A 20518-nucleotide genomic window follows, 5' to 3' on the forward strand; every position below is an offset into this window, starting at 1 on the left:
ATACTTTTTTTAAAATATACCAGAAATAATACGCGTTTAATTTGGAAAATCAGTAAAAAGTCAAGAATATGCACATTATTTAAACAACACCCAATTTAAAAGCAAAATTCGATAAAAATGAAAGTCAATTTTAAAATTTTATACCGGGCTAGTCTTCGCACAAAGCTAATTGCTTTTTCAGGTCTGGCATTTCTGGTCACAATCAGTTTTATTAATTCAGGAGGTAATGGAGGCCTTCCACAGGGCGATCCTGATAATGGCGGTCTTGCACTTCCCGGTGATTTTGAAGCAGTAGTCGTGGCTGATTCCATCGGCCGTGCCAGGCATCTTGCAGTCAATAAGAATGGAGATATTTATGTTAAATTAAGAGTGCCTGATGCCCAACAGCGTGGAAGCGTAGCCTTAAGAGATAATAATAATGATGGTAAGGCAGATATCATTGAATATTTCGGAAGTTATCCTGATACGGGAAACTACGGAACAGCTATGCGAATTCACAAGGGTTATCTGTATTTCAGTACTGCGGGTGAGGTATTAAGAACTAAACTGACTCGTGGAAAATTAGTGCCTCAGGGTAAAACAGAAACTATTGTTGTTGATAACTATAAAAGAGGAAAATATTCTCATATCGCTAAGCCCATTGCTTTTGATAATAAAGGAAACATGTACGTTCCTTTTGGTTCACCAAGTGATGTTTGCCAGATTGCCGACAGACAGCCGGGTTCTTTGGGTCAAACACCTTGCGCTGAATTGAAGGAGCATGGAGGTGTTTGGAAATTCAGTGAGAGTAAATTAAACCAGAAACAAAGTGACGGTACTATGTATGCCACAGGTATTCGCAGTATTGTAGGTATGGAATGGAATAAATTGGAAAATTCCTTATATGCAATGCAGCATGGACGTGATGATTTATCCAGAACATGGTCTGATCTCTATACGTCATGGCACAGTGCTTTATTGCCTGCTGAAGAGTTTTTGAAAGTGCCTGAAGGTTCTGATTCAGGATGGCCATACTATTACTATGACTTCATGCAGGGTAAGAAATTATTAAACCCTGAATACGGTGGTGATGGTAAAAAAGAAGGTGATGCGGCCAAATATAATATGCCTATCATTGGATTTCCAGGTCATTTCGCGCCAAACGATTTACTTTTCTATACTGGAAATCAATTTCCTGAACGTTATAAAAATGGAGCATTTGTTGCATTTCATGGTTCAACTATCCGCGCACCTTATCCTCAGGGAGGTTATTGTGTTGCCTTTGTTCCATATATTAATGGAAAGTTTTCAAGCGAGTGGGAATTATTTGCAGACGGATTTGGTGTTGTAGATACAATCGTTTATACTTCTGACGCTAAATACCGTCCGATGGGCCTTGCACAAGGTCCTGATGGCTCCCTTTATATGAATGATAGTGAAAAGGGAAAAATCTGGAGAGTGATGTTTAAAGGTGATAAGAAAAATTTTGGCACCAGTCAGCTTGCCGGAATGGCAGCCCGTAAATTAACTTCTCCAAACGTGAAGAATCCTGACTTCGATAAGGATAATTTGATGAAAGGTCAATTGGTTGCCGGTGCAAAATTATATAATACCTATTGTGCATCATGCCATCAGCAGAATGGTAAAGGTGATGGAACACGATTCCCGCCCGTTGCTGAATCTGAATGGGTAAATGGTGACAGGAGAAGATTAATTGAATTGGTACTTAATGGTCTTTCAGGTCCAATTACAGTTAAAGGGGTAGGATACAATGAAGCTATGCCTCCTCATAGTTATCTGAAGGATACAGAAATTGCACAGATTTTAACTTATGTCAGATCCAGCTTTGGAAATAATTCAAATGCTATTACTCCAAATGAAGTATCCAGATATCGCGCTGGACGACGATAGATAAAAAAGAGCATGAAATTTATCACCTATTTGTTATTTATATCTCTGCCTTTCTTAATGAAGGGCGGAGATATTCTATCTCCTGAGAGACCTAAGTCATCAACAGTTGGTAACTCTTTTAAGAATCCTGCAGATAAAAGCTATAAGGTCTCTAAATTAAAGAGTCCCCTAAAGATTAATGGGGATTGGAATAAGGCGCAGTGGAAGAATATAGAAACGATAAAAATCGAAAACTATATGGGACAAATTCCGCCTTTTAAACCGACCGTTGAAGCTAAAATGATGTACGATAATGATAATGTATATGTGATTTTTCGTGTAAAAGACCGTTTTGTTCGGAGTCTGGTTCAGGAATATAATGGAAATGTTTCAGGTGATTCCTGTGTTGAATTCTTCTTTGCTCCTGATTCAAACTTACCATTAAGTTATTTCAATCTGGAAATTAATGCCGGAGGTACACCTTTGATTTTTTATATTAAGCATCCTTATCCTGCGACTCCTTACGTAAAACTTCAGGCAAGTGAAATTAAAGAAATTGAAATAGCACATTCTTTGCCTTCAAAAGTTGATCCTGAGATTACGGAACCGGTTACCTGGACTATTGAATACAGAATCCCATTATCAATGTTAGCCAAGTTCTCAAATGTTAGCCGTCCGGCACCTGGTGTCATTTGGAAGGCCAATTTTTATAAAACAGGTAGTCAGACATCAAACCCCAATTATATTACCTGGAATTTTGTGGATAATCCCAGACCGAATTTTCATCTTCCCCAGTTTTTCGGAACGTTGATCTTCCAATAATTAAGTGATTGTGCCGGGTTCAAATGAGATGGAAAAACTGGCTATAATAGGCTTTGGTACCATGGGACATTCTATTGCTCTTAATGCTGCCTGGCTGGGCATGCAGGTGAAGATATATGGTGTTGATGAAAACGATATTAAGAAGGGACTGGCGGCCGTCACAGCCAAATTAAATACACTGCTTGAAAATGATCTGATTACCAGGGATCAGCAAAGTCATATTTTCGATAGGATTGCCGGAACAGATTCACTTTCTGAGACTGTTAATGGGGCAACTTTTATAATTGAGTGTATCCCTGAAGTTTTGGAGCTCAAAAACGATCTTTTTAGAAAACTTGACGAAATGTGCAGCAAGGAGGTTATTCTGGCAACAAATACTTCCGGACTAAGCCCAAGTCGTATCGCATCGAAATTAAAGCATCCCGAGAGGACATTAGCCACACATTTTTGGAATCCTGCTCATCTTATACCTCTAGTGGAAGTATTAAGATCAGAATTTACGGATGATAAAACCTTCAATCGGGCGATAGAGATGTTAAAGTTCATGAATAAAAAGCCGATTGAAGTGAAAAAGGAAGTACCCGGTTTGGTGGGTAACCGTCTTCAGTTTGCCCTTTTCAGAGAGGCTCAATATCTCCTGGAGCAAGGCATCGCAAGTAAGGAGGATATTGATGCTGCGGTGACCTACAGTATCGGTAGAAGGTTACCAGTAAGTGGCCCGCTGCTCTCTGCAGATATGGGTGGACTTGATGTTTTCGCTTCTATCTCTGATTACCTTTTCAAAGATCTGAGTAATGCTGATCAGTCATCTGAAAAATTGAAGGAGCTGGTTGCCCAGCGACATTTTGGCCAGAAAAATGGAGAAGGTTTTTATTCCTGGGATGAGAAGTTTTCGGAAGAGATGAATCACAAAAGGGAAGAACAGCTCATTCGATTTTTAAAAGAAGATATTAAATAACACAGAAACATATATTATTAGGTAATGTGAATCAGTGTATTCATATTCTGTAAATTAACATTAAAAGCTACATGAAAAGTTTAGACTATTCCAAATCGGCCGAATTACTTGGAAGGGCAAAGAAAGTACTTGCCGGGGGCGTTTCTTCAGAATTCAGAAAATACAATCATCCGCATGCGATATTTTATACCCATGGTAAAGGAAGCCACTTATTTGATGTGGATGGGAATGATTATCTGGATTTTACCTTAAGTCAGGGTCCACTGATTCTGGGTCACTCTAACCCTCATGTATTAAAGTCGGTAAATGAATATTCTGAGCTTGGACAGCTTTATGCGGGTCAGCATATCAAGGAAATTGAACTTGCTGAAAAAATTAATAAGCTGATTCCTTCTGCAGAATTAATGCGTTTTTGTCTCGATGGTTCTGAAGCAGTACAAACTGCATTCAGGGTTGCCAGAGCCAAAACAGGGAAGCAAAAATTTCTCCGCTTTGAAGGACATTATCATGGATGGCTGGATAATGTGGCCTGGGGAATCTCTACTCCATCTTCCGAAGCACTTGGAAGCAGAGAGAACCCGAATGTTTATCCCTGGTCGGCAGGAATACCAGAGCATTCTAAGGATGAGTTCATCATACTTCCCTGGAATGATATCGAACTGGTGAAGAAAACTCTTGCAGAGCGCCATGGGGAGATTGCAGCGATAATTACTGAGCCAATTATGTGTAATAATGGATGTATTATGCCTGAGGAAGGCTTTCATGCCGGTTTGCGCAGTTTATGTGATCAATATGGTATTGCACTTATCTTTGATGAGGTAATCACCGGTTTCAGAATGAGCCTTGGTGGTTCTCAGCAATATTTCGGTATTACTCCGGACATGTCAATTTTCGCGAAAGCAATGGGTAGCGGATACCCGATAAGTGCTATTGTCGGAAAAAGAGAATGGATGGGGCTAATCGAAGAGGGAAAAGTAATTCATGCAGGAACAATGAACTCAAGTAATCCAACAATCGCAGCCGCTCTGGCAACGATTGAGGTACTTGAGCAGGAAAATCCGTACGAGAGAATGTTCAGACTTGGGAACAAGCTAATCAATGGCCTCAGAGAGGCAGCTACAGGAAATAATCAAAATTTACTTGTTCAGGGTCCGGGCCCGATGTTCAATATCGGTTTTACTGATCTTAAGAAAGTAAAAGATTATCGCGATACCCTGACTTACGATAAAGCAAAGCTGGGCAAATTCATTTCTGCAATGCATGATGAGCGGATCAGAATAATCGGCAGAGGCTTATGGTATATCAGCACTGCCCATACTGAGGCTGATATTGATCATGCGATTGAGGTATCTCAGCGGGTTTTGAGTACTATTTAAAATAATAGCTTTTCTTAGGGATTTGTATTCCATTAGAAATTCTTCAACTTAGAGGTCTAAACGAAAAATATGGATATTGGTAAGCTTTTGGAAGCTATTCTGCCAAAAGAACGAATAAAATGCCGCTTAATCGACCTGGTGGCATATGCATCTGATGCGGGTTTTTACTATCTGAGGCCAAAAGCAGTTGTGCAGCCTGTTAGTGAAAAGGAAATTATCTCATTGCTTGAATTTTCTCACCGAAACAAAATTCCGATGACATTTCGGACAGGTGGTACAAGCTTATCCGGTCAATCAATAAGTGATGGTATTCTCGTAGATTTGAGCCAGTACTGGAATCATTTACTTATTGAAGACAATGGAGGCCTGGTACGGGTACAGCCCGGAATTACGGGTTCGATGGTTAATACCTACCTTAAAAAGCACAGGCGAAAAATCGGACCTGATCCATCCAGCATCGACTCAGCAATGATTGGTGGAATCTTGTCGAATAACTCGAGCGGGATGTGCTGCGGAGTTAGTCTCAACTCCTACCATACCACAAAACACATTCGTTTTATTCTGCCTTGTGGCAGGAGTTTTTCAACTGAGATCAAGGCAGACTACCTTCGCTTTAAGGAAGAATGTCCGGAAATCTATTCCACCCTGTTAAATTTAAAAAATCAGATAGCTGAGAATTCTGTTCTTTCGCAAAGAATCAGAACTAAATATCTCACAAAAAATACTGTCGGATATTCCCTGAATGCGTTTATTGATTACTCTGACCCTCTCGATATTCTTTCTCACCTTCTTATTGGTGCTGAGGGTACACTTGGCTTCATCGCAGAGGCGGTTATGGAGACCGTGCCCGATTATCCGTTTAAGTCTACTGCATTCATCTACTTTGAAACAATATACTCTGCCTGCCAGGCTATTGGCCCATTGACAGTTTCGGGAGCTGAAGCTGTTGAATTAATGGATAGGGCATCATTAAGGTCGATTGAGGATTTGAAGGGTGCCCCTAAGTTATTAAGAACATTACCAGAAACGGCTGCAGCACTATTGGTTGAATATCAGAGTAACAGCAAGGAAGAATTACAGGCTAAAATTGACAGCCTTCTGCCTCATACCAGTTCATTTTTACTGCTGGAACCTATTAGCTTTACTGAGGATCCCTATATTCAGGCCTTTTACTGGAAGCTTCGTAAAGGAATGTTTCCTGCGGTTGGTGCTGTCCGCGCCAGCGGGACTACCGTAATTCTTGAAGACATTGCCTTCCCGGTAGCTAAACTGGGCGATGCCATTCTCGATTTGCATGTGCTCTTCCAAAAGTATGAATATGAAAATGCGATCATTTTTGGCCATGCCAAGGATGGCAATATTCACTTCGTAGTAACACAATCCTTTAATTCTGCAGAGGAAGTTGTACGCTACGATAAGTTTTTAAGGGAAGTTGTTGAGCTGGTGGTCGATAAATATGATGGTACCCTGAAGGCTGAACATGGCACCGGTAGAAACATGTCGCCATTTGTCGAAACTGAATGGGGCGCTGAAGCTTATCAGATCATGAAGAGCCTGAAGCAGGTCGTAGATCCTCAGAACCTTCTGAACCCGGGAGTCATTATCAATGAACATAAAAATGCACATTTACACGATCTGAAATCCTTACCAAGTGTGGAACAGGAAGTCGACAGATGTATTGAGTGCGGCTATTGCGAGCATAAATGTCCGAGTCGAAACGTAACCCTTACGCCAAGGCAAAGGATAGTTGTCAGACGTGAGCTTGCCTTATTAAAAGCCAAAGGTGACCACGGTACGCATGCCGAACTTGTTCAGCAATTTCAATACGATGGACTTGATACCTGTGCTGTTGATGGCCTGTGTGCTACGAGCTGTCCGGTGGATATAAATACCGGCGACCTGGTTAAACGATTAAGAAGGGAAAGCCATTCGGGTTTTTCAAATCAGGTAGCACTTTTTGTCTCCAGGAATTTCCGTTTGGTTACTTACATTGTAAATTTTGCACTCGAGGCAGGTACATTTATCAATAAGGTCTTTGGCAAGAATTCGATGAACCTTATGACCAGGGGAATAAAAAAGATCATTCCTCCATTTCCACTATGGAGCAATCAATTAATTGTAAGTGGTTCTATTTTAGGAAAATATGATAAATTTGTTAATTCTGAAACCAATAATGGACCGGCTGTAGTTTATTTCCCAACCTGTATTTCAAGGGTAATGGGAGGGGCTATAGGTAAAAAGAATATCCCGGATACCTTCTTAAGCGTATCATCCAAATCAGGAATTCAGGTCATCATTCCTGAGGGAATTGAATCGCTTTGCTGCGGACAACTTTTTTCTTCAAAAGGATATAATCCCGCTTATACGGATAAGGTTAATGAGACCATTGAAAAACTTTGGACAATTACCAATGAAGGTATGTTGCCGGTAATTCTGGATGTAACATCCTGCTCCCATACACTACAACAATGTCGCCCGGTTTTGAATGATAGCAATAAGGAAAAGTATGATCGTCTGAGCATTTTGGATAGTATTGATTACCTCCATGATTATGTGATTCCGGCCTGCGGACCTGTTGAAAAGAAGGGAACTGTGGTACTTCATCCGGTTTGTTCATTACAGAAAATGGGACTTGAGAGGAAGTTTGTGGCAGTGGCATCTCATTTTAGTAATACTGCGGATGTTCCGGTGCATTTGGGATGCTGCGGAATGGCAGGAGACCGTGGTTTTATATATCCCGAACTCACTGCTTCGGCTACTGCTCCAGAGGCAATGGAAGTCAAAAAGGGTACTTATGAAGGCTACTATTCTTCAGGTAAGACCTGTGAGATTGCAATGTCTGAAGCTGTGGGTAAGAATTACGAGTCTGTTCTTTACCTTGCGGATGAATGCATAAAGGAATAATTCAGATATCCATATAAGAGGATTATATGAAAGTCAAGAATGTTTTAATCACCGGAAGTACCAGCGGTATCGGCCTGGCTATTGCTACCGCATTTGCAAAATCAGGATATAACCTTGTTTTTCATGGTTTGGAAAAGGATGGTGCTGAGCTTGCTGCTGAGATTGGAAAGCAAAATCGAATCAACACTTTTTTCTCCTCAGCAAACCTGCTTGATTCTGATGAGATCTCAGCAATGGTAAATGAGGCAACTGCCCACTTGGGGGATATAGATATTCTGGTGAATAATGCCGGGATTCAGTACGTATCGCCTGTTGAAGATTTCCCATTGAATAAATGGAACGATATCATTGCTGTGAATCTTACCGCTGCGTTTTGTACGTCTCAGGCTGTTTGGAAGGGTATGAAAGCCAAAAAATGGGGGAGGATCATTAATATCTCATCTGCCCATGGTTTAGTGGCATCAGAAAACAAATCTGCCTACGTAGCATCCAAACATGGTGTTGTTGGTTTGACCAAAGCACTGGCACTGGAAGGTTCAGGCTATGGAATTACAGTAAATGCCATTTGCCCGGGTTTTGTTAAAACCCCATTGGTAGAAAAGCAAATCAAAGATCTGGCTCAGCAGCAGGATATTACCGAAAGCGAAGTAATTCAGAATAATATATTGCAAAAACATGCGGTCAAGAACTTTGTCAGTCCTGAAGAGATCGCTGCCCTTGCCTTGTTTTTAGCGTCTGAAAGCGCTTCAATGATTACAGGTACTTCGATGCCTGTAGATGGGGGATGGACTGCGCAATAATCCCGTCCCGCACAGGATCAAGTCCGGTATGACGCGTGTTGTGTCATGTATTAATACCAGTACGTTTGCTCCTGAAAACCGCATCCTTACCCGGAGCTAAAGCACCGGGCTATTGAACGATACGATTATCCCAAGGCTCATTATTTTATTTAATCATGTATCATTATGGTTCTCTATAGGCCCCAGCTTTAGCTGGGGTTAATGAGATTGCTCGTTGTCGGGCCAGTCCGAACGGAGTTCATCCGGGCGGGCTTCAGCCCATAGACTACGCTAGTTGAAAGTTTTGGCATAATAAAAATTCGGGTTAGGGAATGGTAGATGTGGAATATTTATCGGCATTTTGGCGCTGAAGCACCAGTATTTGTACCGTTCTGGTCACTTAGGTTTTGGGCTGAAGCCCGCACTAAAAACCGTATCCTTACCCGGAGCTAAAGCACCGGGCTATTGAGTGATATGTCTGTCCCAAAAAAAGGCTCTCGCAAAGACGCAGAGACGCGAATTATCCCCTGTAATTGCGGATCCTGATCCGCAATTACAGGGGACTACGACCCTGTCATTTCGGGCAAGGCCCGCAACTACCTCAACCTTTCCGTCGATTTAATCAGTTTCTCATCATTTCTGATGCCCCTGAGCGCCAGAATAACGAACAATACACTCAATGATGGGAGTATGACACCAAGTCCGTAATTTTCTGTTTGCAAAGTGATATTTCCAAGTACCTGTTTTGCGGTTTGAACCATCCAGAAACTAAAACCCAGAATACCGGCGATGCAGATATAACAGAGCAGCATTTGCTTTTTCCTGTTTTTATAAAGAAAAATAGCCAGGAAAGGGATCAATCCAAGTATGACTGTTACTATGGTTAAGCCCATGAAAGGTTCCGTTTGAACAATATTGCCTGCTACGCTTTCATAGATGCCGGTTACTTTTACAGCCCTTGAAGTGCCATCAGGATTTATGACTTGCAGATATGGAAATAAAAACAGACTGAAAATAGCAGCGGTAGCAAAAAAAAGCCAGATGGTTTGTACTCGTTGTAGCATGGGTTGATAATTTGAAACAAATATAAATATTTTACACTTGTGATTATTCAATCGGGCAAGGTATTGAAGCAGCGGTTGAGTATCTTTGACATTTCAATATTAGCTTTAGAGATTGAACACAAGACAGAGATATTTCCTGGAACTGGCATACAATGGAACGGCCTATCATGGCTGGCAGATTCAGCAGAATGCCCTTTCGGTGCAGGAATTGATCAATAAGGCTTTGTCAACACTTTGCAGGCAGGAAATTGAAACTATTGGATGCGGACGCACCGATACCGGCGTACACGCCCGGCAGCTTTTTGCACATGCGGATATCCCTGCTGATATTGAAGTAGAAAATCCAAGGTTTTTGCTTAGTATAAATGCGATGCTTCCCTATGATATTGTGCTCAAAAGGTTCATCAAAGTTGCACCCGATGCTCATGCCCGTTTTGATGCAAGCTTACGTTCGTATGAGTATCACATACATTTTGCGAAAGACCCATTCCTTCATAATTTATCCTGGCTTTTGCGTGATAAACCTGATATGGTGTTGATGAATAAGGCTGCTGAATTGATGATGGAATATCGTGATTTCAGCTCTTTTAGCAAATCAAATACCCAAACATTTACCAATAACTGTATGATTAGCAGGGCGGAATGGCTTCCAACAGATAAGGGCATAGTTTTTCATATTTCTGCCGATCGCTTTCTTCGCAATATGGTTCGGGCAATTGTTGGCACTCTGGTTAGAATAGGGAAGAAGGAAATGAATGTGGAGGATATTCATGGTATTATTGAAAGTAAGGATCGCTCAAGTGCCGGCGAATCGGTTCCGGCTTGTGGCTTATTCCTCACCGAAGTGAAGTACCCCTATATTCCGGATGAATTTTAAATACCGGTTTTGTTTTAAAAAATTTGAGTAAAGATAAAAATGGCTAAGGTTAGCGGTAATGCAGTAGATATCAGCTTGTTGAGAAGGATATTCCGGTACGTTACTCCTTACCGTAATATATTTATCTGGTCAATAGTTTTAACTGTCTTGCTTGCCATTCTTGCTCCTCTTCGTCCATGGCTTGTTCAATTTACCCTCGACAGATATATACTTTTGAATGATAACAAGGGTTTAATTGACATGAGCCTCCTGATGCTTGGCTTGTTGTTAGTTCAAACAGTAGTTCAATATTTTCACACCTTTTTAACCAATATTTTAGGGCAATCGGTTATAAAGGATCTGCGGGTTAAAGTATTCAATCATATCAGCAGCCTTAGGCTTAAGTATTTTGACCGTACGCCTCTTGGTCAGTTGATTACCAGAACGGTTTCAGACCTCGAAACCATTGCAGATATATTTTCTGAGGGACTTATTGTAATTGTTGGGGATATTCTGCAGGTTATTGCCATCATTGCAGTGATGCTTTATGTCGACTGGGAACTGACCATGGTGGTATTGATTCCAATGCCTCTACTGATCATGGCTTCGCTGGTTTTTAAGGAAGCGATTAAATCGGCATTTCAGGATGTGCGCACACAGGTGGCTAATCTGAATACCTTTTTGCAGGAACATATTACCGGAATCAGAATCATTCAATATTTTGCCCGGGAAGATCAGGAGATGAAGAAATTCAAGCTGATCAACTCAAAGCACCGTGATGCCCATATCCGTTCTAACTGGTATTATTCCATTTTCTTTCCGGTAGTTGAGATTATTTCTGCAGTTTCTATCGGACTTCTGGTATGGTATGGATCGAAATCTATTCTTGCTGATGAGATCAGTCCGGGAGTGGTTGTTTCTTTCATCATGTATATCAACATGCTATTCAGGCCGATTCGCGAACTTGCTGATAAGTTCAATACACTGCAAATGGGTATGGTTGGTGCTGAGCGGATTTTCAATGTTCTTGATACTGATGAGCAAACTGTAGACAAAGGCACCTTGCATCCTGAAAAATTGACAGGCGAGATTGAATTTAAAAACGTTTGGTTTGCGTATAACGATGAGAACTGGGTATTGAAAGATATATCTTTTCATGTTAAACCGGGAGAAACGCTGGCACTTGTTGGGGCAACGGGAGCAGGTAAATCTTCCATAATTAATATTTTAAATCGTTTTTACGAGATTAACAAGGGTAGTATTCTTGTTGATGGAAATGATATCCGCGACTATAAGTTAAGTTATCTGAGGTCACATATTGCGACTGTTTTGCAGGATGTATTTCTTTTCTCAGATTCCATTGCCAATAATATCAATCTGAGTAATGAAGAGATTAGCAGGGAAAAGCTCATTCTGGCGGCAAAAGAGGTGGGGGCTTATGAATTCATTATGAAGCTTCCGGGAGGCTTCGATTATGATGTAATGGAAAGGGGAGCAACATTATCCGCCGGACAAGCACAGCTGATTTCATTTATTCGTGCAATGGTATATGATCCTCAGATCCTGGTACTGGATGAAGCCACGGCCTCGGTAGATACCGAAACGGAGGAGCTGATTCAGCATGCAATCAATAAACTGATGCAGGGCCGGACTTCGATTGTGATAGCGCATCGTCTTTCAACAATCCAAAATGCCGACCGGATAATTGTTCTGGATCATGGCGAAATCAAGGAAATGGGTTCCCATCAGCAACTTTTAAAATTAAATGGCTATTACAGGAAGTTGTATGAGCTTCAATTTAGTTCAGAAGGCATTGCAAAACCTTAATTTTTAGGTTTCTGATCCTGAAAAAAAATTTACCTTCGGTATAATGTTTATGTTCCCGATCTTATGAAGCGAGTTGTTTCCCATCTTACATTTCAGGTGCTTGTGGCAATCGTTATCGGCGTTCTCGTCGGTATGAATTTTCCAGCTTTTGCACCCACTGCCAAACTTATCAGTCAGACTTTCATCAATATGATCAGCATGCTGATCGCTCCGATCATATTTTTTACCATTGTACTTGGTATTGCCCAAATGGGGGATATGAAAAAAGTGGGAAGGGTAGGAGGCAAAGCACTACTCTATTTCGAACTGATTACTACTCTGGCAATCATCATAGGATTGCTGGTAGCTAATATATTTCAGCCTGGAAAAGGTGTTGATGTAAGTGCAACAAACGCTGATCCATCAAAGATTCAAACTTATCAGGATTCTGCTTCCGAAATGAACTGGCTGGAGTTCATCGCGCATATCGTTCCCAAAAATATTTTTGAGTCATTTGCCAAAGGCGATATTCTTCAGATTTTGTTCTTTGCTGTGCTTTTTGGTTTTGCCCTGAGCCGTATGGGATCAACAGGCAGCTCCCTGATTGTCACATTCGAAAAATTGTCGCAGGTGATATTCAATATCATGAAAATGATTATGAAGCTGGCTCCGTTTGGGGCGTTTGGGGGTATGGCATTTACTATCGGAACTTACGGATTATCAACACTTTATCCGCTTGGAAAGCTGATGATCGCTGTTTATATGACCATGGCACTGTTTATATTTGTGGTACTGAACCTGATCTGCTATCTGTACAAATTCAGTTTATGGCAGTTATTAAAATTTATCAGGCAGGAGATCGTAATTGTTGTGGGTACCTCATCTTCCGAGTCGGTGCTTCCAAGTATGATTGTGAAACTTGAAAAATTTGGCTGTTCAAAATCTGTTGTCGGACTTGTTGTTCCTACAGGCTATTCATTTAATCTGGATGGGACATCAATATATCTTTCGATGTCAGTTATCTTTTTATCACAGGTTTTTAATATTGACCTGAGTCTTGGCCAGCAGATAACCATAATTGGAGTTTTGATGGTCACTTCAAAAGGAGCAGCAGGCGTAACAGGAAGCGGGTTTATTGTATTGGCATCCACCCTTACAGCTTTAAAAGTAGTACCTATTGAGAGTATTGCCATTTTATTGGGAGTTGATCGCTTTATGTCTGAGGCCAGGGCTATCACCAATCTGATCGGAAATGGAGTTGCCTCAGTAGTGATTGCCAAAAGTGAAAATGAATTTGATCAGGAGGCTTATAAAAGAGCCATTAATCCCAAAACTGCCGATGATGTGATCAAGTCTTCTTATGAATAAATAACCATTGTTGTCCGGTTAAAATTAAACTTCTAGCTAAATGCCGTTAGCTACACTCGTAAAATTGGAATATATTCTCGTTTTTAAAAGCATGCCTCCTGTCTTATCAAAATTATAGAATCGGTAAAATGAGGTTTCAGCTTTCGCTCAATTTCATTATTTAAGGTGCAGAAGGTTCTGGCCTTCGCCAGAATGACAATGGATTTTTTTTAGTATTGAGGAGATCCTGAATTCGTCAGGATCGTAGTACTCCAAAAATCACCTTTAATGATAACACTCAGATTCCGGCGAAGGCCGGACTCTCCCTTTTCCCCCCTTCAGATTGTCATTCCAGCGAAAGCTGGAACCTCTTAAATTCATGAAATACTATTTCAAGCTTTTCCAAAACACTCGTGATAAAAAACAATAAAATCCTGTTAAAATTTGCATTGTAAAAATATTAGATGAATTTCAAACATGCTCTAAATCTTTTTCCTTTACTTTTTGACATTCTGAGCGATTCTCTTAGCTTTGCTGTACAAAAAAATATTCAATGAGTGTACTGGTTAATAAAGATTCAAAAGTAATAGTTCAGGGCTTTACAGGTAATGAGGGAACATATCATGCTTCCCAGATGATAGAGTATGGAACACAGGTTGTAGGTGGTGTAACTCCGGGAAAAGGAGGACAAAGTCATTTAGATCGCCCGGTTTTCAATACTGTTAAGGATGCCGTTGATAAAACAGGCGCCGATGTGTCAATTATTTTTGTGCCACCGGCTTTTGCTGCTGATGCAATCATGGAAGCTGCTGAGGCAGGTATAAAAGTTATTGTATGTATCACTGAAGGTATCCCTACAAAGGATATGATTATGGTGAAAGAATATATTTCAGATAGGGATTGCCGATTGATCGGTCCGAATTGCCCGGGTATCATCACTGCTGATGAAGCTAAGATTGGTATCATGCCAGGCTTCATCTTCAAAAAAGGTGGTGTAGGTATCGTTTCTAAATCAGGAACCTTAACCTATGAAGCTGTTGATCAGGTTGTTAAAGCCGGATTAGGAATCACTACCGCTATTGGTATCGGTGGAGATCCGATCATTGGTACACCAACCAGGGAAGCAGTAATGCTGTTAATGAATGATCCCGAGACTAAAGGTATTGTGATGATCGGTGAAATTGGTGGTGGAATGGAAGCTGAAGCGGCTTACTGGATCAAAGAAAATGGCACCAAACCGGTTGTAGGCTTTATCGCCGGACAAACAGCTCCTCCGGGACGCCGTATGGGTCATGCCGGAGCAATTGTAGGCGGTGCCGATGATACTGCAGCTGCAAAAATGAAGATCATGAGAGAATGTGGGATCCGCGTTGTTGAATCTCCCGCAGAGATCGGTGCAGCAATGGCTGAGGAATTGGCGAAATTGGGATAGGTAAGAGCCAGGAATCAAGAACCAGGAACCAAGACTCTGTTCTACTATGTAAAATATATACCGGCTGAGAGGCCGGTTTTTTTATGCCTTTTAGATAATGTTTGTCTTTTTCTGGCGCAATTTAAATTGAACCTTTGGTGTATAATTATTAATTTGGATTAGGGAATTGGGATTAGAATGGGGGTATTTAGTAAAGCGATTAAACTACCTAAACCCATCCTTATTGGATGACTTGTAGTGGTTTTGTAGCGGGCTAAATAAGTTAGCGGCAATTAAGAAAGAAAAAAGGTGAGTATACAACCCGATTGGTATCATTTTCAAGAAACGATTTGCAACCATTTCAATTCAATAGGTGCAAGGGCTCAAACTAACGTGACAGTTCAAGGCACAAGAACTTCTCATGACATTGATATTTTTGTAAAAACCAAATTTCTAGGACAAGACATTACTTGGGTTGTTGAAGCGAAAAAATGGAATCATAGAGTCAATAAACTTCATGTTTTAGCACTTCGAACAATAGTGTCGGATATAGGAGCAGATAAAGGTTTCATAATATCTGAAAAAGGGTTTCAATTGGGTGCAGTTGAAGCAGCAAGTGACTCCAACATATTATTGACAACTCTAAGCGACTTGAAAAGTCAAACTAAGCATTATATCCAAGATGAAATATTAAAAACGTATCAAAAGCGACTAATTCTATTAGAAAATAGGTATTGGTCACACTCCAAGAAAATCAGAAAACAATATGGCCTAAGGGGAGAGATTTGGGATTTTCCAGTCAATTTTTCCGGACACAATTTGCTCCAAACGGCTCATTGGGCAATAAATTCAGCTGTGAAGAATGATTATCCGATTGACTTGGAAACATATATGATTGAAAAGCAAGGTGAGCATACTGCTAATAACTTTCAGGAATTAACGAACTGGCTAAATCTCAACCTAAATTACATGGACGAAAAAATTCTTACTGCTGAAATGCAAATGATTAAAGATAAGAATTTTAACCCAGATTTATATCCCAGAGAAGATAATGAGTTGCCTATAAAAAACATGTTTACACATTTCGAAAAACCAAATGATGAATAATAAAAGCCGAAAACAGCACCTACCCAAAAGTGGCGGTTCAGTGGTTAAATCAAGCTTTGTGCTTCTATCAAAGTTTGTGCATGGTTGACAGTGAAGTGCTTCGAAATCGCCACCTTCGGGTAGCCGCAAACCGTTGCAGCTAGTGTACCCTCTCCTCCCACCCGCGAGACCTAGCGCACACGAGCGGACAACACACCTAAGTCTTTTTTTAACACTGAAAAGTATCCTATATTCAAAATTTTAATCAAATAAGGTTTTTTTAATAACCTTATTTGCTATATTTATTCCTGTTATGGCATTAAATCCTTTTTCAGAAGAACAAATTATAGCAAGGCTTCAATTTGAAAATCCCTGGTGGGCGACAGGTAGCTTGGATGGTTATTATCAATCGTTTAATCCCAGACTATATTTCAATCTGTTTTATCCATTGGTAAAAAGCACTACAGTACATAGAGCAGCTGTTTTAATGGGGCCAAGGCGTGTAGGAAAGACAGTAATGCTTTATCATACTATTCAACAATTAATTTCTGAAGGCGTCTCGCCACAAAAAATTTTGTATGCTTCAATTGAAACCCCTATATATAATAACATTCCATTAGACGAATTATTCACAATGGCCAAAAAAGCAACCGGAGACATGAGCTCAAATGGTTGGTACATCTTTTTTGACGAAATACAGTATCTAAAAGATTGGGAAGTCCACTTAAAAACATTAGTTGATGTTTATCATAACACAAAATTTATTGCCAGCGGTTCTGCTGCTGCTGCTTTAAAACTAAAAAGTAATGAAAGTGGGGCTGGTCGATTTACAGATTTTATGCTTCCGCCATTGACTTTTCATGAGTTTATTCACCTTAAAAATTTAGGAGTATTGATTAAGCCTGATACTATTAATTGGAAAGGAAATATTTCACTGTTTTCATCCACAACTAACATAACAGAATTAAACAAACACTTTATTAATTATGTAAACTTTGGCGGTTACCCGGAAGTCATATTTAACCAGGAAATACAAAGTAATCCGAGTAGATTTATGAGGGCTGATATAATTGACAAGGTATTACTTAGAGATTTGCCTGGATTATATGGAATTCAAGATGTTCAGGAGCTAAATTCCCTGTTTACTACAATAGCATGGAATAGTGGTCAGGAATGTAGCATAGATGAACTAAGCAAGAGTAGTGGCGTTAAAAAAACGACTCTAAGACAATATTTAGCTTATTTAGAAGCTGCATTTTTAGTTCATATTGTAAAACGAGTTGATCAAAAGGCTGGACGATTTCAACGAGAAAACTTCTTTAAAATCTTTTTAACTAATCCCAGTTTGCGAAGTGCACTGTTTGCTCCATTATCAGCGGAATCAGACGGAATGGGAGCTATTGTTGAGACAGCGATATTTAGTCAATGGATGCAACGAACCTCTTTTATACCATATTATGCAAGATGGAAAAATGGTGAAGTTGATCTGGTTAATATAAGTAGAAAAACTAACAGACCTGATTGGGCGGTAGAAATAAAATGGAGTAACAGGTACTTTGAAGCTCCAAATGAATTGAAAAGCCTTGCATCGTTTTGTGAAGAGAATAAACTTAAACAAGCACTTGTGACATCAATTGACAAATCAGGGATAAAGGAATATAATAATATTCAAATTCAATACCTACCAGCAGCAGTTTACGCTTACAATGTTGGAAAAAATACGCTAGAAAGCCAAAAATGATAATAATCCAATAGACAAGGAGCAAAAACACCAGCTATCTGCGGCTTCAAGATATAGCGGTCACAACTATTTGAAACTAACTGCTTTCTAACTAATTATATTTCCGGAGTTAGACCTGAACCTGAAATAAGAAATCAACTTGACCTGAACCAAAAAACCACTAAATTTGATAGGTAACATATAAAAATGAACAACACGATAACAGGCAACATTAAAGAAATTGCAGAGCGACTTGACTGTGGTTTTCGTGCTTTTATTCACATTAAAACAAGACAAATAATTTTCGTTCCAGACGACAACAACTTTTCAGACATTGACACAGAAGCGTGGGCTGAAGAATTTGAACAATTAGAAAACAACTTTACGGACTACTACGAAATAGACAAATGGACTTCGAGCGAAGCATTTGAAATCATGAGTGAATTTACTGACCAGTTAACAGACAATAACCTGCAAAGCCGACTCTTAGACGCATTAAGCAAGAAAAAGCCATTTAGAGAATTTAAGTTCGTAATTGACAACTCAGGCAACTTTAGACAACTGTGGTTTGACTTCAAAAATAAGTGGCAACAGGACTTTGTATCAAGACAGTTAAACCGAATAAAATCAATTGACGAATGAAAAGAACGGCAGCATCTAACAGCACCTACCCAAAAAGGCCGGCATTGTTGTTGCAAAGACAATTGAAAACAGAAAGTTTTGTCCTCCGAATGAACATTCATACTGAAAGTCCCACCCTTCGGGTAGCCGCAAAACGTTAGCTTCACTAAAAACCCAAAATGAATATCCTCAATTTCCACTCAGAAGTAATCAAAAACATCGAAAAAGGAGAGTTGAGTTCGCTTTCATCCTTACAACTCGATAAACCGGATTTCTTCAATTGGGTAGAAGACATTTTCTATCCGATGAATGTTTTAGAGCATGGAAATTCTGATGCCTTGATATGGAAATATAAAAACTCAAATGAAGTTTTTTCATTTGAAGCTATCTATCAATTATCAAATCAATTAGTTAATTATATCAGAAAACAAGGTGGACAACAGGGTAACATAATTTACTCGGTTTTGCCATTGATCCCTGAAAATTGGATCAGTTTATTAGCAACAATTAAAGGTGGATTTATCATCATGCCAACCGCCACAAATCTGACAGTTCACGATCTGTTGTATCGGTTTAATACCCTTTTACCTCAAATTATTATCGCGCACATTGGCCATGCAGACCTGATTGATGAAGCCGAAAAAAAGCTTGGAGCAAAAATAGGACTCAAGATCATTGTGGGAGGTCAAAAAGAGGATTGGAATAGTTTTGAAGATATTCATGAGGAAGAAACAGATGCCAGTCCGGTAAGAACTAAATCTGATGATCCTTTTTTGTATTTCTTTACCTCCGGAACAACGGGTTTACCAAAAATTGTTGTTCATACACATTTTACTTATCCTTTTGGACATTTAACTACTTCTTCCTGGCTGGGATGTAAAAGAGGGGACATCCATTATAATATTTCTTCACCAGGCTGGGCAAAATTTGCATGGTCCAGCTTTTTTGCTCCCTGGAATTGCGGTACAACGATATTTGCCAATCAAACAGACAGTTTCATTGCTAAAGAACAATTAAAGGCAATGGAAGAATTTAAGATTACAACTTTTTGCGGATCGCCTACAGTAATACGAATGTTGATTCAGGAAGATATCAGTAAATATAATTTAAGCCTAAGGTCTTGCTGTGCCGCCGGCGAGCCATTGAACCCCGATGTGATCGATAAATGGGAAAAAGCTACGGGCGTTGCCATTCGTGATGGTTATGGACAAACGGAGACCACTGCCATGATTTGCAATTTGCCGGGAAAGGACCTGAAACCCGGTTCAATGGGCAAGCCTACTTTTCTATATGATATCGGAATTTTTGATGATGAGGGTAATGAAGTCCCACCCCTGGAGGAGGGTGTAATTTGTGTGCGCTTAAACACCATGAAAAATAATGGACTGTTCATAGAATACCTGAATGATCAGGAAAGAACTTCATTGGTATTCAGGCATAATTTGTACTACACTGGCGATAAAGCATATAAAGATGAAGAGGGCTATGTTTGGTTTGTGGGTAGAAATGATGATATAATCAAAGCATCCGGATATAGAATTGGCCCTTTTGAAGTAGAAAGCGCCCTGATAGAACATGAAGATATTGTAGAGGCAGCTATAATAGCAAGTCCTCACCCAATAAGAGGGTATGTGGTCAAGGCATTCATTATGCTGAGAGAAGGAGTCAGTCCAGGTAGGAGCCTGGCAGATCACATATTTTCATTTGCTGAAAAACGATTAGCAAATTATAAGGTGCCAAGAATAATAGAATTTCCTGATTCCTTGCCGAAAACCATTAGTGGTAAAATCAGAAGGATAGAACTGAGGGTGAACGAAGCAAAGCATCGTCTGAATCCAACGATTAAGGAACATGAGCATTTCCACAAAAAATATTAGCACTTGCATGTGTAATATCGCG

The 20518-nt window shown here is 39.9% G+C and carries 16 protein-coding genes; 15 read left to right on the forward strand and 1 reads right to left on the reverse strand.

From position 1 onward, the window contains the following. The first annotated feature begins 117 nt into the window (after positions 1–117). The 6 genes from Q8S11_RS05220 (at position 118) to Q8S11_RS05245 (ending at position 8729) form a co-directional block, all read left to right on the forward strand. Positions 118–1890, forward strand: a complete 1773-nt coding sequence (locus tag Q8S11_RS05220) for a PQQ-dependent sugar dehydrogenase (RefSeq protein WP_305661018.1) — start codon at positions 118–120, stop codon at positions 1888–1890. A gap of 12 nt (positions 1891–1902) precedes the next feature. Continuing rightward, positions 1903–2691, forward strand: coding sequence for a carbohydrate-binding family 9-like protein (locus Q8S11_RS05225; protein ID WP_305661019.1), 789 nt, complete (start codon positions 1903–1905; stop codon positions 2689–2691). 28 nt (positions 2692–2719) lie between these two features. Further along, on the forward strand, positions 2720–3649 hold the full coding sequence (locus Q8S11_RS05230) for a 3-hydroxyacyl-CoA dehydrogenase family protein (RefSeq protein WP_305661020.1): 930 nt from the start codon (positions 2720–2722) through the stop codon (positions 3647–3649). A 71-nt stretch (positions 3650–3720) separates the two neighbouring features. Continuing rightward, on the forward strand, positions 3721–5025 hold the full coding sequence (locus Q8S11_RS05235; protein WP_305661021.1) for an aspartate aminotransferase family protein: 1305 nt from the start codon (positions 3721–3723) through the stop codon (positions 5023–5025). Between the two features lie 69 nt (positions 5026–5094). Beyond that, positions 5095–7929, forward strand: a complete 2835-nt coding sequence (locus Q8S11_RS05240; RefSeq protein ID WP_305661022.1) for an FAD-binding and (Fe-S)-binding domain-containing protein — start codon at positions 5095–5097, stop codon at positions 7927–7929. 26 nt (positions 7930–7955) lie between these two features. Then, positions 7956–8729 (forward strand): 3-hydroxybutyrate dehydrogenase, encoded by a 774-nt coding sequence (locus Q8S11_RS05245; protein ID WP_305661023.1) that lies wholly within the window; start codon positions 7956–7958, stop codon positions 8727–8729. Positions 8730–9304: 575 nt separating this feature from the next. On the opposite strand, the gene Q8S11_RS05250 is transcribed toward Q8S11_RS05245, so the two are convergent. Continuing rightward, positions 9305–9772, reverse strand: a complete 468-nt coding sequence (locus tag Q8S11_RS05250) for a DUF4293 domain-containing protein (RefSeq protein ID WP_305661024.1) — start codon at positions 9770–9772, stop codon at positions 9305–9307. Positions 9773–9884: 112 nt separating this feature from the next. Between Q8S11_RS05250 and truA the strand changes: the two genes are divergently transcribed. From truA to Q8S11_RS05295, 9 genes are all read left to right on the forward strand, one after another. After that, complete coding sequence (gene truA, locus Q8S11_RS05255) at positions 9885–10649, forward strand: tRNA pseudouridine(38-40) synthase TruA (protein WP_305661025.1); 765 nt, start codon at positions 9885–9887, stop codon at positions 10647–10649. 39 nt (positions 10650–10688) lie between these two features. Continuing rightward, entirely contained in the window at positions 10689–12455 is a 1767-nt protein-coding gene (locus Q8S11_RS05260; RefSeq protein ID WP_305661026.1) for an ABC transporter ATP-binding protein, read from the forward strand. Positions 12456–12518: 63 nt separating this feature from the next. Next, positions 12519–13802, forward strand: a complete 1284-nt coding sequence (gene dctA / locus Q8S11_RS05265) for a C4-dicarboxylate transporter DctA (RefSeq protein ID WP_305661027.1) — start codon at positions 12519–12521, stop codon at positions 13800–13802. A 532-nt stretch (positions 13803–14334) separates the two neighbouring features. Further along, a complete protein-coding gene (sucD, locus tag Q8S11_RS05270) occupies positions 14335–15213 on the forward strand; it encodes a succinate--CoA ligase subunit alpha (protein ID WP_305661028.1) in 879 nt (292 codons plus the stop codon). Positions 15214–15501: 288 nt separating this feature from the next. Continuing rightward, positions 15502–16299 carry a restriction endonuclease gene (locus Q8S11_RS05275; protein WP_305661029.1) on the forward strand — a complete coding sequence of 266 codons (798 nt, stop codon included), beginning with the start codon at positions 15502–15504 and terminating at the stop codon, positions 16297–16299. 292 nt (positions 16300–16591) lie between these two features. Next, positions 16592–18019: an ATP-binding protein gene (locus tag Q8S11_RS05280; RefSeq protein WP_305661030.1), complete on the forward strand. Its 1428-nt coding sequence runs from the start codon at positions 16592–16594 to the stop codon at positions 18017–18019. Between the two features lie 186 nt (positions 18020–18205). Then, the gene (locus tag Q8S11_RS05285; protein WP_305661031.1) at positions 18206–18640 is read left to right on the forward strand and encodes a UPF0158 family protein; all 435 of its coding nucleotides are present in this window, start codon (positions 18206–18208) and stop codon (positions 18638–18640) included. After that, entirely contained in the window at positions 18637–18780 is a 144-nt protein-coding gene (locus tag Q8S11_RS05290) for a hypothetical protein (protein ID WP_305661032.1), read from the forward strand. Before Q8S11_RS05285 ends, Q8S11_RS05290 begins: the two co-directional genes overlap by 4 nt. Positions 18781–18798: 18 nt before the next feature. Continuing rightward, positions 18799–20496: an AMP-binding protein gene (locus Q8S11_RS05295; RefSeq protein ID WP_305661033.1), complete on the forward strand. Its 1698-nt coding sequence runs from the start codon at positions 18799–18801 to the stop codon at positions 20494–20496. The last annotated feature ends 22 nt before the right edge of the window (positions 20497–20518 follow it).

It is taken from the genome of Daejeonella sp. (assembly GCF_030695525.1).
Taxonomy (GTDB): Bacteria; Bacteroidota; Bacteroidia; order Sphingobacteriales; family Sphingobacteriaceae; genus Daejeonella.